This window comes from Pseudomonas sp. MPC6 (assembly GCF_006094435.1).
Lineage (GTDB): Bacteria > Pseudomonadota > Gammaproteobacteria > Pseudomonadales > Pseudomonadaceae > Aquipseudomonas.
Window position 1 is genome coordinate 3,159,507 of sequence record NZ_CP034783.1, and the last position, 15,401, is coordinate 3,174,907.

General features: G+C 60.7%; 12 protein-coding genes. 8 read left to right on the forward strand and 4 right to left on the reverse strand.

Going from position 1 to position 15,401, the window contains the following annotated elements:
* The first annotated feature begins 159 nt into the window (after positions 1 to 159).
* From ELQ88_RS16780 to pgm, 3 genes are all read left to right on the forward strand, one after another.
* Positions 160 to 1,611 carry a hypothetical protein gene (locus ELQ88_RS16780; RefSeq protein WP_138966439.1) on the forward strand — a complete coding sequence of 484 codons (1,452 nt, stop codon included), beginning with the start codon at positions 160 to 162 and terminating at the stop codon, positions 1,609 to 1,611.
* Positions 1,608 to 3,008, forward strand: coding sequence for a PLP-dependent aminotransferase family protein (locus tag ELQ88_RS16785; protein ID WP_128873421.1), 1,401 nt, complete (start codon positions 1,608 to 1,610; stop codon positions 3,006 to 3,008). The genes ELQ88_RS16780 and ELQ88_RS16785 overlap by 4 nt, the downstream gene beginning before the upstream one ends.
* Positions 3,009 to 3,131: 123 nt before the next feature.
* On the forward strand, positions 3,132 to 4,778 hold the full coding sequence (gene pgm, locus ELQ88_RS16790; protein WP_138966441.1) for a phosphoglucomutase (alpha-D-glucose-1,6-bisphosphate-dependent): 1,647 nt from the start codon (positions 3,132 to 3,134) through the stop codon (positions 4,776 to 4,778).
* A gap of 190 nt (positions 4,779 to 4,968) precedes the next feature.
* Here pgm and ELQ88_RS16795 read toward each other — a convergent pair whose 3' ends face one another.
* Positions 4,969 to 5,664, reverse strand: a complete 696-nt coding sequence (locus ELQ88_RS16795; RefSeq protein WP_128873419.1) for a pirin family protein — start codon at positions 5,662 to 5,664, stop codon at positions 4,969 to 4,971.
* Positions 5,665 to 5,901: 237 nt separating this feature from the next.
* Here ELQ88_RS16795 and ELQ88_RS16800 point away from each other — a divergent pair, with 237 nt between their 5' ends.
* Positions 5,902 to 8,376 (forward strand): UvrD-helicase domain-containing protein, encoded by a 2,475-nt coding sequence (locus tag ELQ88_RS16800; RefSeq protein WP_138966443.1) that lies wholly within the window; start codon positions 5,902 to 5,904, stop codon positions 8,374 to 8,376.
* A gap of 309 nt (positions 8,377 to 8,685) precedes the next feature.
* Here the strand turns inward: ELQ88_RS16800 and ELQ88_RS16805 are convergent, their stop codons facing one another.
* Both ELQ88_RS16805 and ELQ88_RS16810 read right to left on the reverse strand, forming a co-directional pair.
* A complete protein-coding gene (locus ELQ88_RS16805; RefSeq protein WP_128873417.1) occupies positions 8,686 to 8,961 on the reverse strand; it encodes a DUF1652 domain-containing protein in 276 nt (91 codons plus the stop codon).
* A gap of 42 nt (positions 8,962 to 9,003) precedes the next feature.
* Positions 9,004 to 9,231, reverse strand: a complete 228-nt coding sequence (locus ELQ88_RS16810; protein WP_138966445.1) for a hypothetical protein — start codon at positions 9,229 to 9,231, stop codon at positions 9,004 to 9,006.
* Between ELQ88_RS16810 and ELQ88_RS16815 the strand changes: the two genes are divergently transcribed.
* From ELQ88_RS16815 to ELQ88_RS16830, 4 genes are read left to right on the forward strand one after another with little or no spacing between them, the layout of a single operon-like run.
* Positions 9,226 to 10,041 carry a helix-turn-helix domain-containing protein gene (locus ELQ88_RS16815; protein WP_138966447.1) on the forward strand — a complete coding sequence of 272 codons (816 nt, stop codon included), beginning with the start codon at positions 9,226 to 9,228 and terminating at the stop codon, positions 10,039 to 10,041. The genes ELQ88_RS16810 and ELQ88_RS16815 overlap by 6 nt on opposite strands.
* 50 nt (positions 10,042 to 10,091) lie before the next feature.
* On the forward strand, positions 10,092 to 11,498 hold the full coding sequence (locus ELQ88_RS16820; RefSeq protein ID WP_138966449.1) for an FAD-dependent oxidoreductase: 1,407 nt from the start codon (positions 10,092 to 10,094) through the stop codon (positions 11,496 to 11,498).
* Between the two features lie 43 nt (positions 11,499 to 11,541).
* A complete protein-coding gene (locus tag ELQ88_RS16825) occupies positions 11,542 to 11,883 on the forward strand; it encodes a cupin domain-containing protein (RefSeq protein WP_138966451.1) in 342 nt (113 codons plus the stop codon).
* Positions 11,884 to 11,943: 60 nt separating this feature from the next.
* On the forward strand, positions 11,944 to 13,029 hold the full coding sequence (locus ELQ88_RS16830) for a polyamine ABC transporter substrate-binding protein (RefSeq protein ID WP_138966453.1): 1,086 nt from the start codon (positions 11,944 to 11,946) through the stop codon (positions 13,027 to 13,029).
* 893 nt (positions 13,030 to 13,922) lie between these two features.
* On the opposite strand, the gene ELQ88_RS16835 is transcribed toward ELQ88_RS16830, so the two are convergent.
* The gene (locus tag ELQ88_RS16835; RefSeq protein ID WP_138966455.1) at positions 13,923 to 15,314 is read right to left on the reverse strand and encodes an aldehyde dehydrogenase family protein; all 1,392 of its coding nucleotides are present in this window, start codon (positions 15,312 to 15,314) and stop codon (positions 13,923 to 13,925) included.
* Between the last annotated feature and the right edge of the window lie 87 nt (positions 15,315 to 15,401).

Here is a 15,401-nt window from a genome sequence, read left to right on the forward strand (position 1 = left end):
CGCTCGGGCAGTCGTCACTCACTGCAAATAATTGCCAAAAATTTAAGTGTTAGCATTTTGCAATAAAGCCCGGCTCTTCAAGCACGGGCTGGCGATCCATTGCACCGTGCCTATGTCTGTTTATGCACTGTCGAACTTACGCGTACCAGGTAAATGAAGATGACCAATATCCATGATCAAGCGATGACCTATGTCTATCAACAAGTACTGCAACGATTGCTGAGTTTCTTCTCGCGCGCCGAACGCACCGCATTGCAGCTGCTGATTCAGAGGCTGGTGGTGGCTGCGGGGGGGATAGAGCGAATTGGCGAGTACAAGGTGCTGGCGATCCAGTCCGGATCACGTGACAGTTGCTACACCCTGGCGCTGCTGCGTGCTGCACAACTGAGTATCGCCGGCCGCGCGCCCGCGACGTTCCAGCTGCGTGTCGCCACCCTGCGCCTGAACGGCGACAGCGCCACGGCCCTGGAAAACATCCACCGCAGCCACAGTGCATTGTTCCTGTATGACGATTCACGGGTCGAAGTCCTGATGGTCGAAAACCGGGAGGTCCTGCCGTTCAATCACCTGGCGCCGATCTCCGAAGCCGGGCGGGAATTCCATCGGCTCAACCTGCTGATGGTCGGGCATCGTCGAAGCTCGAACGGACCGCTTGATCTGTGGGACGACGGGTACCTGGCCACCGGCGAGTTCTACGGGCAAATCGCCCGCTGGGACCGCGGGGTCGATGCACTGGTCAGCAGCGACAGCCCTCGCCAGCAAAAACGTTTTATCGAGGGGTTGAGGCGTGCGGCGGCGAAGGCCGGGCTCGGCCCCTCGAATCACCACGAACCCGGCTACGAAGGGCTGTTCACGCTGCTCGATGAACTGGGCAGCGACAGCTATCGCCGGTTGTATCCCGAGGACGACCGGGCTGCATGGCGACCCGCCGAGCATTTTGAAGCCTGCCGTCGCACGACCTATATCGACATTCACGATCTCTTGGTCAGCCCTCTGGAAGAGCGCTGGCCGCTGCTGACCGAGTTTCTCGGGTTTCAACCGGACGAGTTGTCGGCTCAGCTGCGTGACAACGATTACGTCAGCCTGTCTATCTGCGCACACCTGCAGGGGTTGCAAGCGTATTTCATGCATGCTCGCAGCTACGAGTCGGGCGTCGCCGACTACCTGCAATGGGCCTTGGTCATGATGCGTCGCAAGCAACTTCCCCAGCGATTGGGCGAGCAGGCGGTGGCGGCGTTCGGCAACCCGGCGACCTCGGCCGAGCAGCGCGCCCGGGCAGCGGCCGAGGCCCAGAAAAATCTTGGTTTGAGCGAGGCGCAACTGGTGTGCCTGCTGTTCGCACCTTTCAGCGATAACGGCGCAGCCCTTGAGCGCTTCCTGCGCCAGTGCCACCCCGGCATGCTCGTGGCGATGCCTGACTTGCACCGGGCCATGCAGGGCAATCCGGTGCCGGAGCAAATCGCGCAATGGATGGTCGATGTCAGCGGGCTGCCGGTCAGCCTGATCGGCACGCTTTATCGCCTGGGCTCGATACCTGACCCGGTGCCCATGCAGGCCACCCTGTATGACGATAACTGCGCCGTGGGGGGCGAATGGTCGGCGGGACAGTGAAAGGACCAAGAGAAACCGACTTCGCCTATCAGGCGGTATACCGTTACCTGACCAACCTGATCGAGGCGCCGGCCAGCGACACACGGGTGCGCCTGCCGTCGTTGCGCCAGTTGGCGGACCGTCTGAGCGTGTCGATCTCGACGATTCAGTACGCCTACTCGCTGCTGGAGAAGGAAGGGCGGGTGTATTCGGTCGCCAAATCCGGTTATTACGCGTTGCCCGTGTCCTGCGTCATCGTGCCCGGCAGTGGTCATGACCTGCTCGAAACGGTCTATGTCAATGCCAGGCGTCCGGGCATGCTGGTCTTGAGCGCCGATGAGCCGGCGTTGTTGCAACCCCTGGACCGGCCGTTGCTGTTGCTGGAGCGGGAATTGCTGCGCCAGTATCCGCGCCAGCCGCAATCGTCTTCGCAGCCGTGCGGGGAGCTGGAACTGCGTGCGGCGCTGGCGGCGCGCTATACCTCCTCGCCACTGCGCTGCTGGCAAGCCGATGACGTGTACATCGGCGCAGACCTGCGTGGCGTCCTGGAAATATTGATCGCGGTGCTGTGCCTCAAGGACGCCACCGTGGTGGTCGAGTCGCCATGCGACTGGGGGATTCTGCGCCTGCTGCAGGCCGCTGAGGTGGAGGTGATCGAGCTGCCGCTGCAAGCCTGCGGCGGTCTGGACGTCGAGCGGCTCAAGGTGTTGCTGGAGACCAGGCCGGTGCGCCTGGTGATGCTTTCATCCGCCATGAACATGCCGCGCGGCAGCCTGGCGCCCGACGACAACCGACACGCCATCGCGCGGCTGCTGGCGGAGCATGGGAGTTGGGTCCTGGAAAACGACTGCTACGGTGAACTCGGATTCGAGCCGGGCGGCCTGCGGTTTCGCGATCTGCTGGACCCTGACCGGCTGCTGGTGTTTTCCACGTTCGAAAAAATCATCGGGCCCGAGGCACCCTACGGCTACCTGCTGTCGCGGCATCTGAAGGTTGAACTGCAGCGACAGTTTTTGCTGCGCTCGTTTCGCCTGTCGCCGATTCGCCAGAAAGCCATCGCCCGCTTGTACGTCAATGGCCGTATCGACCACCATCTCCAGGTATTGCGGCGGTTGCTCAAGGATCGCAAAGTGCAGATGACCCAGTTGCTGCAGGAGCGTCTGGGCGATGCCTTGCAGTTCGTCGATCCCCAGGGTGGCGCGACGATCTGGGCCCGCTCGCTGCGCCAGGTCGATGTGCATCGAGTGTTTCAGCGGCTGCTCAAGCACCAGGTGGTGATCGCGCCGGGAGAACTGTTCAGTCTGCAGGGGTTGCACTCGCAACATCTGCGCCTGAGCCATACGTTCGGCGGCGACCATGATCTCGCCGCCGTGCTGGGTCTGTTGGGGGATGCGTTGCGTCTGGAATCGATCGACTGATCTGTTTTTGGCGAAGCCGGCGCGTTTTATAGCGTCGCTTGCGGGATCGTTAATATCGCGCTGCGGTCAAACTGCCAGTAAACTGCGCCAATTCCTGACCCACTCTATTCCCGAGGTTTTGCAATGACACTCAGTCCTTTTGCGGGCAAACCGGCACCGGCAGAACTGTTGGTCGACATCCCGCGACTGGTGACGGCCTATTATACCGGCCAGCCTGATGCCGCCATCTCCACCCAGCGCGTAGCCTTCGGCACGTCCGGGCACCGAGGCAGCTCGTTCGACTTGAGTTTCAACGAATGGCACGTGCTGGCGATCAGCCAGGCGATTTGCCTGTACCGCGAAGCCCAGGGCATCGATGGCCCGCTGTTCGTCGGTATCGACACTCACGCGCTGTCCACCCCGGCCGGCGCCAGCGCACTCGAGGTGCTGGCCGCCAACGGCGTGACAGTGATGATCGCCGAAGGTGACGAATACACCCCGACGCCGGCCATTTCCCATGCGATCCTCTGCTACAACCGCGGGCGCACATCGGGCCTGGCGGATGGCATCGTGATCACGCCGTCCCATAACCCGCCGCAAAGCGGTGGCTATAAATACAACCCTACCAATGGCGGCCCGGCCGATACCCACATCACCAAGTGGATCGAAGCCAAGGCCAACGAACTGCTCGGCAACAAGCTGGCCGGCGTCAAGCGCATCAGCTACGAGCAGGCGTTGAAGGCGGGCACCACCCATCGTCACGATTACCTCAACACCTATGTCGCCGACCTGATCAACGTGATCGACTTCGATGCCATTCGCGATGCCGGTTTGCATCTGGGCGTCGATCCGCTGGGCGGAGCAGGGGTGCGCTACTGGTCGGCGATTGCCGAGCATTACCGTCTGGACCTGGAAGTGGTCAATAAAGAGGTGGATTCCACGTTCCGCTTCATGACCGTCGACTGGGACGGGCAGATCCGCATGGACCCATCGTCGCCTTATGCGATGCAAGGCCTGATCGGCCTGAAAGAACGCTTCGACGTGGCATTTGCCTGTGATCCCGATCACGATCGCCATGGCATCGTGACCCCGTCCGGCGGCCTGCTGGCGCCGAACAACTACTTGGCGGTGACCATTGATTACCTGTTCCAGAACCGACCGCTATGGCGCGCCGATGCCGCCGTGGGTAAGACCGTGGTCAGCAGCGGCTTGATCGATCGCGTCGCCAAGCGCCTGGGTCGGCGACTGTACGAAGTACCGGTCGGCTTCAAGTGGTTCGCCGAGGGGCTGTTCGACGGTTCACTGGGCTTTGGTGGCGAAGAAAGCGCCGGCGCTTCGTTCCTGCGCAAGGATGGCAGCGTCTGGTGCACCGACAAGGACGGCTTGATCCCGGCCTTGCTGGCAGCGGAAATGACCGCCCGCACCGGTCGCGACCCAAGCCAGGCCTATCGCGCCCTGACCGATGAACTGGGCGAACCGTTCTCGGTGCGGGTCGACGCCAAGGCCAATCCAGCGCAGAAAGCCTTGCTGGGCAAGCTGTCCCCGGATCAGGTGACCTCGACCCAACTGGCGGGCGAAGCCATCCAGAGCATCCTCAGCCATGCGCCGGGTAACGACCAGGCCATCGGTGGCTTGAAAGTCATGACCGAGAATGGCTGGTTCGCGGCGCGGCCGTCGGGCACGGAAGACATCTACAAGATCTACGCCGAGAGCTTTGTCAGTGACGAGCACCTCAAGCAGTTGGTTGCCGAAGCTCAAACCCTGGTGGATGGCGCCATTTCTGTGAAATAAGTGAGGGCCTCATCGCGGGCAAGCCCGCTCCCACAGTGATCCAGTGAACACAGATTCTGTGTCGAACATGATCCCCTGTAGGCGCTGGCTTGCCAGCGTAGGCGTCGGAACAGTCACCACCATAAATTCGGCTAAACAAAAAAGGGCGACCCATCACGGTCGCCCCTTTTTTTACCCTGCATTCAAACGATCAAGCCAGATCCACCAACACGATTTCACTGTCCTCGATCGCCGTCACCCGCAACACCTGCTCGTCGACCACCGCCACCCCGTCTCGAGCTTGTGCACGCAAGCCATTGACTTCAATGACCCCGGTCGCGGGAACCAGGTAGGCGCGGCGTCCGTTATCCAGGCGATACTCGGCGGATTCGCCGGCCTTCAGGTTGGCGGCCACCAGTCGAGCATCGGCACGGATCCGCAGGCTCTGATCGTCGCCGGACTTGCCGCTGGCCAGGGTCACGAATCCTTCGCGCTGGCCTTTGGGGAAAGGCTTGGCGCCCCACGACGGTGCCAGACCGGACTCATTGGGGATGATCCAGATCTGGAAGATCCGGGTTGCGGTGGCTTCCAGGTTGTACTCGCTGTGGGCGATGCCGGTACCGGCGCTCATGACCTGAACGTCGCCCGCTTCGGTACGACCCTTGTTGCCCAGATTGTCTTCGTGAGTAATGGCGCCTTCACGGACATAGGTGATGATTTCCATGTCCCGGTGCGGGTGTTTCGGAAAACCGGTACCCGGGGCGATCACGTCGTCGTTCCATACCCGCAGGTTGCCCCAGTTCATGCGTTTCGGATCGTGGTACTCGGCGAACGAAAAGTGGTGGTGGGCATCCAACCAGCCGTGGTGGGCGCCGCCCAGGGAGTTGAAGGGTCTGAGTTCAAGCATGATCGTCTCCGCAAAAGGTGGTTGATGGCGAGCATCATCTGTCAGGTACCGATCGATAAAAAGCGTAAAAAATGCCTGAATACAATCGAATTAGTCGATGTTTTAACGGCTCGACGGGTTCTTATCCAGCCTTCACTTCAGCGTATAAGCCAATGACCTGTAAGCATTTCACTAGAACTCAGGGGCAAATGCAGCCACCATAGTCCGCAACAGCCTCACACCCTGGAGTCCGCCCGCGTGCCGCAACACACCCCCGATCTTCCTCCCGAACTTCGCCCGCTGGCCGAGATGCCATGGCTCAAGCGTCTGGCCGCCCGGTTCTTTGGCCATGGCCTGACGCGCCTGCGCGCGCAACATCGCGCGTCCTGGCTGCACGGCCAGGCTGACGGCTTTCGTAGCGGGCATAGCGCCGGCGTCGATTACGGCTATCAGGAAGGCAAGCTTGAAGGGCTTGAGGAGGGCCGGCAGGTATTGCTGATCCGCGATTCACGCGCCACCGAGCATCGCCCGCCCGGTATCGACGCCAATCTGTTCGACGACTGGCGCCTGCCACTGAGTGCAGAATTGAAGAAGCGCATGAAGGCTGACGTTGCCCGGTTGCTGGCGCCGCACGCCCAGCCCAGCACCGCCCAGTGGAAGATGATCTTCAGCGACACCCCCTCGACCTCGGTGATCGCCGGGGCGGGCGCGGGCAAGTCGACCACGCTGGTGCTGCGGATTTTGCTGCTCAGCCACTATCTGGGCTTCGAATTGAGCTCGATGACGGTAGTGACCTTTACCCGTGAGTCGCGCAAGGACTTCATCAACAAGCTGGTCGAACTGTTTGCGCTCTGGGGGCGGGCGCTCAGTCTCAAGGAGGCGCGGGATCTGGTGCGCACGTTCCACTCGCGCATCCTGCCAATGGTTCGCAGCCTGCCGGGCTTCGAGCGGCTGCAAGCCTTTGAAAACCTCAGCAACCGTGTACAAACCGGCGACGAGGAAGTCGACAGCAATCCGTTCGACCTGCGCATCAATGATGCCCAGCGCCAGCAGCTCAACGCCTGCTATCACAGCCTGCATACCCGGGATGAGCGTTTTCGTGAACTGATCAAGCCTTTGTCGCGTCATGCCTTGCAACTCAAGGAGCTGGAGCGTGATCACCCGGACGTGCAAAAACGCATGGCCGTGACCGAACTGGCGGCCAAGCGTGATGAAGAGCTGTGCGATGTCATTGAAGACCTGTGGTTCCGCGCCGGTGCCTGGCCGATCAACGGCATCGAGCCCAATCGCCAGACGTTCGATATCAACGGCGCCACCTTCCATTGCCACGGCTATATTCCGAGCCTGGACGCCTGGGTGGTGCTGGGTTTCGATCCCCGGGAAAACCCGCAAGTCAGTCGTCCGAACGCCAAGCTTTCGGTTCGCGCGGAATGGGCGGTAAAGCGCACCTTGTTTCAAGCTTTCTGTCATAAGCCATTGATATGGCTTGATAGTTATGAGTCGTCAAAGCGGGTGTTGGCGTCGCTTGCCGGCGATGCCAGCGCCGGTCCCGGCTTCGACTACAAGGTCAAGGGCGAGCTTGCTTCGCCACCGCTGCTGGATTGTTTCGTGGCGGCGGCGGGGTTTATCGAGAACCTCGGGCTGGATGTTCCGCACGCGGTAGGGCAAATGAGTTTTGCCAAGGATGACCCGGACCGGTTTTTCTTCGAGGCTTTAAGCCTGTTCTGGCGAGCACTGGAAGACCACCTGCTTGACCAGAAACCGCCGGTGATGACCTACAACCGGATGTTCGCCTTGTTCAGCGAGCACTCGCCGGAAAATCTGAAACTGCTGAACGATGAGCTGCTGCGGCCGATGTCGCACCTGATGATCGATGAATTCCAGGACGTTTCGCCGCAGATCGTCTCCTGGATCCGCGCCAGCCTGACCGAGATCCGCAGTCGCGGGCCAGCCATGCATGTGGGGCGTGGTGCGCAACATTCGTCGTTGCTCTGTGTTGGCGATGACTGGCAGTCCATCTATGGCTGGCGCGGCAGTTCGCCGAGCTATTTCATGGAATTCAGCAAGGAATTCCCGTCACCGGGCACGACCAGGGTCATGCTCAGCGACAACTACCGCAGTCACCAGCACATCATCGATGCCGCCGAACATATCGTGCGCGCCGCACCGGCAATCGCGGGCAAGAAGGCCAAGGCCAGTGGCGAACCGAAGGCGTTGCTGCCGGTCAATGTGCTCGATCGGGATGATCAAGGCATGGCCGCACGCTTGATCGAGCACTACAGAAAGGGCGATTCAATCTTGATGCTTTATCGAAAAAGTAGCGATAAAGCATTGATAGAACAGCATATTCAACCTGTAGTTAATGTAGATTCTAGCTTGCCCCATGACGCGCGACGGCTGAAACAATTGACCTACCACAGTGCCAAGGGGCTTCAGGCGGACGCGGTATTCCTGCTGGGGGATTGTCAGCACCTGACCTGTTCACCCTACAAGAACCAGGTCTACCGCATGGCGGGTCTGGGCAAGGCGGGCGACAGTGAAGCGTATGACAATGCGCAGAAAGACGAAATCCTGCGCCTGGCTTATGTCGGCATCACTCGGGCGGTGAGTCACTGCTACTGGTACGTCGACGGTCAGGACACCCAGGCGGCCAACATGCCCAAGGCCTCCGACCGGATCGGCAAGGGCAAGGCCTTCTTCGTCGATCACCGCCAGGGCAAGACATCGGCGTGAACCTCAAAGCCCCAGCCCCAGGTGGACGCAAACCCCCTGTAGGAGCTGGCTTGCCAGCGAAGACGTCCGCACGGCCGATGATGAAGGCGCCTGACCTGACGCTTTCGCTGGCAAGCCAGCTCCTACAGGGCGGCGGTTGCCAGCATTTGCGGAGGTCTTCTCTGCAGTGCTGCGATCCGACAAGCCCGTTCATTGAACGCATTTCCCCTGTAGGAGCTGCCGCAGGCTCGGGCCGCGTTCGGACGATCTTTTGATCTTGCCCCACAAAAAAGCCCACATGATGTGGGCGTGTTGTGGGTGATTCAGCCTTCAGGCATAACTCCTGAGGGCCATCGGCGGAATGAAAGCCTCGAGCTCATCCTCCACCGCTTCGATTATTCGCTCTACATCCGCCGCATTCATGACCGTCGCGCAGGGGATGCCGGCGATGGCGATCATGGTCTCGCCACTGGCACGGTCAAACAGACGGGCAATCATACTGCCCGGCGCATCCATGCTCGCCTCGAAACCCATGGGATGAAAATGCCAGCGCATAAGCTGGCAGGCGTTGGGAAAGGTGACTTTGTTATTAAACCCTTTATTCATGTGTAGCCCGCCTTCTTCATCGAGCGCTTCCGTTAGCTCATGTTAGGTGGGAAGAGCCTTCATTGGCTCAACCGGTGACGCCCTTAAAAGTAGCATCTGCTTGTGAAAATAATGTGGATTTTTCAGGCCGTTTAGCGATTGGTTCAGTTTTTTTTGACGCAAGTCACCCTTGGCTGATTTTTTCAGGCCGGGGTCGGCAGGGTTTGACCATTGTCGTCGGGGCGGAATTTCGGCAAGCTCGGTTTTTTTTTCGTCGAGTCTCTTATGCATGCCGATGATGATGGTCCGTTGCAAACCCAGGCTACGGGCGAGACGGTGATGCGTTACCACCTGTGCTGGAAGCACCGGGATCTGGACGGAGTCATGGCGCTGTTTCACCCCGATGTGCAATACAACGACTTTTTCCAGAACCGGGTGATGGGCCTCGACGAATTGCATGAGTACGTGCGCGGCAGCATGCCACGGGATCCGGATGAAGCCCTGGAGCACTCCGACCGTATTCGTCTGGACGGCAACACCGCGTTCATCCAGTACCGCATCACCCTGCGCGGCGGCGAAGGCCTGGTGTCGTTCCGGGCCAGCGAGGCGATCACCGTGCGTGACGGGCTGATCTGGCGAGTCAACGAATACGCCTCCCTGGTGCATGAGCAGCCCGCCAGCAAAACCGCCGGCAGTCAGCGCCCGGCTGTCAGTCGGCTCGGTCTGTCGCCACGGCAGCTGAGTTTCATGGCGCAAGACCTGCAACAGTATTTCCAGAAGCGCCAGCCGTATCTGGATCCCGAACTCGACCTGCAGCGGGTGGCCGGGGAATGCGGCTACAGCCGCAATCAGATTTCCTATCTACTGAATCAGGTGCTTGGCCAGAGCTTCTACCAATACGTCAACCAGGCGCGACTGCAACATCTGCTCGCGGCGCTGGAGGGTGCCATGCCGCCGTTGCGCATCGACGAACTGGCCTTTGCCGCCGGCTTCAATTCCCTGTCGGCGTTCTATAAATGCTTCCGCCAGCACACCGGCCTTTCGCCGAACGCCTATGCCAAACAAATTTCTCTGCGTGCACGCGCGCAAGACAGCCTCTAGGTCCACGCACTAGGATCGACGCCATCGAAGTTTGAGTGGCGGAGTCTGGCATGTCGGCGTGGCGCACTATCAGTTTGTGGATGGATCAACTCGACGAGCCCTTGCTGGCGCGTCCTGCGCTGGAACGGGATCTGGATGTCGACGTGGCGATCATTGGCGCGGGGTACACCGGCCTCTGGACCGCGTATTACCTCAAGCGCCTGGCGCCCGGGCTGAACATCGCCATCGTTGAAGCGCAGACCGCCGGTTTTGGCGCCTCGGGGCGCAATGGCGGCTGGTTGATGGGGAACCTGTTGGGCGAGGATCGCTTGCTCGCCGACTTGTCGCCCGAGCAGCGCCGGACTTCTGTCGATCTGTTGCACGGTATTCCGGATGAGGTGGCGATTGTCCTCGATCGTGAAGGCATTGACTGCGATTACCGCAAGGGCGGAGCCTTGTATTGCGCCGCCCGCTATCCGGAGCAGGAAACCAGCCTGCGCCATTACCTGGACGCGCTTTACCGCCAGGGCCTGACCGAAAACGATTATCGCTGGCTCAACCCCGAGCAGCTGGCGCAACAGATCCGGATCGCCAAGCCTTATGGCGGGATCTACGCGCCGCACGTCGCAACTATTCACCCGGCCAAGCTGGTGCGGGGGCTGGCCCGCACGGTGGAGCGGATGGGCGTGGCAATCTACGAGAACAGCCCGGTCACGCACTGGCAGTCGGGAAGCCTGCGCACGGCGAAGGCCGGGGTGCGCTGCCAGTGGATCGTGCCGGCGGTGGAAGGCTATGCGGTCACTCTGCCGCCGTTGGGGCGCTATCAGTTGCCGGTGCAAAGCTTGATCGTCGCCACTGAACCGCTGCCCGCCGCGACCTGGGATGAAATCGGCCTGAGTCGCGGCCAGGCCTTCAGCGAAAGCAGCCGCCAGGTCACCTATGGCCAGCGCACGGCGGACAACCGCCTGGTGTTCGGTGCGCGCGGCGGTTATCAGTTCGCCGGCAAGCTGCGCCACGACTTTGATCTGACCCGCAGCGAAGTCGAGTTACGGCGCTATCTGTTCGGCGAACTCTTCCCTCAACTCAAGAGCGTGCAAATCACCCATGCCTGGGGCGGCAACCTGGGCATGTCCCGGCGATTCAAACCGCACATGCTTTGTGACCGAGCCAGCGGCATTGCCTTGTCCGGCGGTTATGGCGGGGAGGGGGTGGGCGCCAGCAACCTGGGCGGGCGCACGTTGGCCGATCTGATTCTGCAGCGTGACAGCGAGCTGGTGCGCCAGCCGTGGGTCATCCCCCAGGGCGGTCTCGAGGCGCTCAAGGCCTGGGAGCCGGAACCCTGCCGCTGGCTCGGCTACAACGCGATCATCCGCAGCTTCGTCCACGAAGACCAGACCCTGGCCAATCCGGCTACCGCGCCGTGGCGGCGCAAGCTCGCCAGCGGCGTGGCGGGGTTCATGGAAGGTTTCATGCAGTAAGCGGCGCGTTCTTCATTTAATAGCTTTATCGACAGGTACTCCCATGGGCATTACACAATTCAAGAACACCGCAACCCTGCAGCTGGAACAATCGAACCCGGTCGCCGTGCCATTGGGCACACCGGTGGCGGTGGCCTCGACCACCAGTGTCGAACGCGACGACGGCATCGAAACCGGCGTCTGGGAATGCACGCCGGGTCGCTGGCGCCGGCAGATCGTTGCCCAGGAATTCTGTCACTTCATCCAGGGACGCTGCACCTTCACCCCGGATGATGGAGAAACCCTCTACATAGAAGCCGGCGATGCACTGATGTTGCCTGCCAACAGCCTCGGTATCTGGGACATCCAGGAAACCGTGCGCAAGACCTACGTCTTGATTTTTTGATCCGCTGATTGCCTGCAACCACTCCAATAAAAACAACACAAGCCCTACAGGAATCGACTCATGATCCGAAAGACCCTGACTCTGGCCCCCTTGGCACTCGTAGCGACCCTCGGCCAGGCGGCCGAAACCGTCAAGATCTACAACTGGTCGAGCTACATCGCCCCGGACACCACGAAAAACTTCCAGAAAGAAACCGGCATCGGGTTCAGTTACGACGTTTATGACAGCAACGAAACCCTCGATGGCAAGCTGATGACCGGCAACTCCGGTTACGACGTGGTGTTCCCGTCCAATCACTTCATGGCGCGGCAGATTCAGGGCGGGGCGCTGAAGACGCTCGACAAGAGCCAGTTGCCGAACTGGAAAAACCTCAATCCTGTATTGCTCGACGCTTTGCGGACCAACGATCCAGGCAATGAACACGGGTTCCCGTACCTGTGGGGCAGCACCGGCATCGGCTACAACATTGCCAAGGTCAAGGCGGTATTGGGTGATGACGCGCCGGTGGATTCCTGGGACCTGATCTTCAAGCCGCAGTACATGGAAAAACTGCAGAAGTGCGGCGTGGCCATCCTCGACAACGGCCCGGAACTGCTGCCGGCAGCGTTGAACTACCTGGGGCTGCCGCATCACAGCAAGAACCCGGACGACTATAAAAAGGCCGAAGCGCTGTTGATCAAAGTCCGGCCGTACGTCAGCTACTTCCATTCGTCCAAGTACACAGGCGACCTGGCCAATGGTGACATCTGCGTGGCCGTCGGTTTCTCCGGCGACATCCTGCAAGCGGAAAGTCGTGCCAAGGAAGCCAACAACGGTATCGAGATCGGCTATTCGATCCCCAAGGAAGGCTCCGCCATCTGGTTCGACATGGTCGCCATGCCTGTTGATGCCCCGGATGAAAAGGCCGGTTATGCCTTCATGAATTACCTGTTGCGGCCGGACGTCATGGCCAGCATCAGTAATCATGTGCGTTACGCCAACGGCAACCAACAGGCCGACAGCCTGATCGACCCGGCGATCAAGAACGATACCAAGGTCTACCCGAGCCCGGAGATGATGGGGAAATTGTTTGCGCTGGAAGCGATGCCGCTGAATGTCGACCGGATTCGCACCCGAGTCTGGAACAAGATCCGGTCGGGGAGCTGAGAAAACACCTCGCCTGATACACAGCCTTCGTATAGGAGCCGGCTTGCCAGCGAAGGCGGCCTTGAGCCTTGCAGCGCCCATGCAGACGCCTTCGCCAGCAAGCCGGCTCCTACACAGGGTTTGGCGTTCTCCACAAACCATCTGTACGCAGGTAATCGTGTAGGAGCTGGCTTGCCAGCGAAAGCGGCCTCAAGACTTGCAGCGCCCATGCAGACGCCTTCGCCAGCAAGCCGGCTCCTACACAGGGTTTGGCGTGTTCCGCAAACCATCGGTACGCAGGTAATCGTGTAGGAGCTGGCTTGCCAGCGAAGGCGGCCTTGAGCCTTGCAGCGCCCATGCAGACGCCTTCGCCAGCAAGCCGGCTCCTACACAGGGTTTGGCGTTCTCCACAAACCATCTGTACGCAGGTAATCGTGTAGGAGCTGGCTTGCCAGCGAAAGCGGCCTCAAGACTTGCAGCGCCCATGCAGACGCCTTCGCCAGCAAGCCGGCTCCTACACAGGGTTTGGCGTGTTCCGCAAACCATCGGTACGCAGGTAATCGTGTAGGAGCTGGCTTGCCAGCGAAGGCGGCCTTGAGCCTTGCAGCGCCCATGCAGACGCCTTCGCCAGCAAGCCGGCTCCTACACAGGGTTTGGCGTTCTCCACAAACCATCTGTACGCAGGTAATCGTGTAGGAGCTGGCTTGCCAGCGAAAGCGGCCTCAAGACTTGCAGCGCCCATGCAGACGCCTTCGCCAGCAAGCCGGCTCCTACACAGGGTTTGGCGTTCTCCACAAACCATCTGTACGCAGGTAATCGTGTAGGAGCTGGCTTGCCAGCGAAGGCGGCCTTGAGCCTTGCAGCGCCCATGCCGGCGCCTTCGCCAGCAAGCCGGTCCCTACACAGGGGACCCATCAACGTCGATCAAGCCACACTGTCTGCGCATTGCAGAACTCGCGGACGCCGAAGTGCGAGAGCTCCCGGCCAAAGCCGCTTTTCTTCACGCCGCCAAAGGTCACGCGCGGGTCGCTGGCACAGTAGCCATTGATGAACACGCCGCCGGTTTCCAGTTCGCCGGCCATCTGCTGCGCCAGCTCGACATTGCGCGTGTAAATGGTCGCGGCCAGTCCGAACTCGCTGTCGTTGGCCAGCGTCAGGGCATGGGCGGCATCTCGCGCGGTAATGATCGAGGCGACCGGGCCGAACAGTTCCTGTTTGAACGAGGTCATCTGGTCGGTGACATCGGCGAATACCGTAGGCTCGTAATAGTTGCCAGGACCTTCAACCTTTTTGCCACCCAACAGCAGGGTCGCGCCTTCTTCCAGGGTGTCGCGGACTTGTTGATCGAGTTCATCGCGCAGGTCAAAACGGGCCATGGGACCGATATAGGTATCGGCCGCCAATGGATCGCCGACCACCAGTTGGCGCGTGGCTTCGACGAACTTGCGCGTGAATTCCTCGACGATGTCCTGCTCGACAATCAGGCGCTTGGCCGCCGCGCAGACTTGCCCGGTGTTCTGGTAACGGCCAATGACGGCGGCTTTGACGGCTTCATCCAGGTCGGCGTCGTTGAGCACGATGAACGGGTCGGAGCCACCCAGTTCCAGCACGCACTTCTTCATCGCGGCACCGGCCTGGGCGCCAATAGCCATGCCGGCGCGCACGCTGCCGGTGAGGGTCACCGCGGCGATGCGTGGATCGGCGATCGCCGTGGAGACGCCGTCCGGCGTGACATTGATCACCTCGAACACGCCTTGCGGGAAGTTGGCGAGCTGCAAGGCATCGCGCAGCAAGTAGGCCGAACCCATGACGTTTGGCGCATGCTTGAGGACGTAGGTATTACCGGCGATCAAGGCTGGCACCGCACCGCGCAGCACTTGCCAGATCGGGAAGTTCCACGGCATCACCGCGAGAATCGACCCCAGCGGGCGATATTCGATGCGCGCCTTGCCACCTTCGACCATCGTCGGCTCAGCGGTCAGCATGGCCGGGCCGTGTTCGGCATACCATTCACACAGCTGTGCACACTTTTCGATTTCGCCGCGCGCCTGGGCGATGGGCTTGCCCATCTCCAGGGTGATCATGTTCGCCATTGCGGCGGCGTTGTCGCGCAGCGTCCGGGCGAGCACGACCAGGGCCTGGGCACGTTGCTCGACAGGCGTACGACGCCAGGTCGAGTATCCGGCAGCGGCACGGGCCAGGGCGGCGTCCAGGTCCGATGCGGACTGGAACGGATAGTGGCCGATCTGCTCGCCATTGGCGGGGTTGATCGAAATGGCATGGGTGAGGCTGGAAATCTGGCTCATGGCACCGTCCTGCTGGGTGGGTATGGGCTCAGATTAAGCTGGCGAGCGGGTTCTGGAAACTGAATAATACTGAGTATATCGTTCACG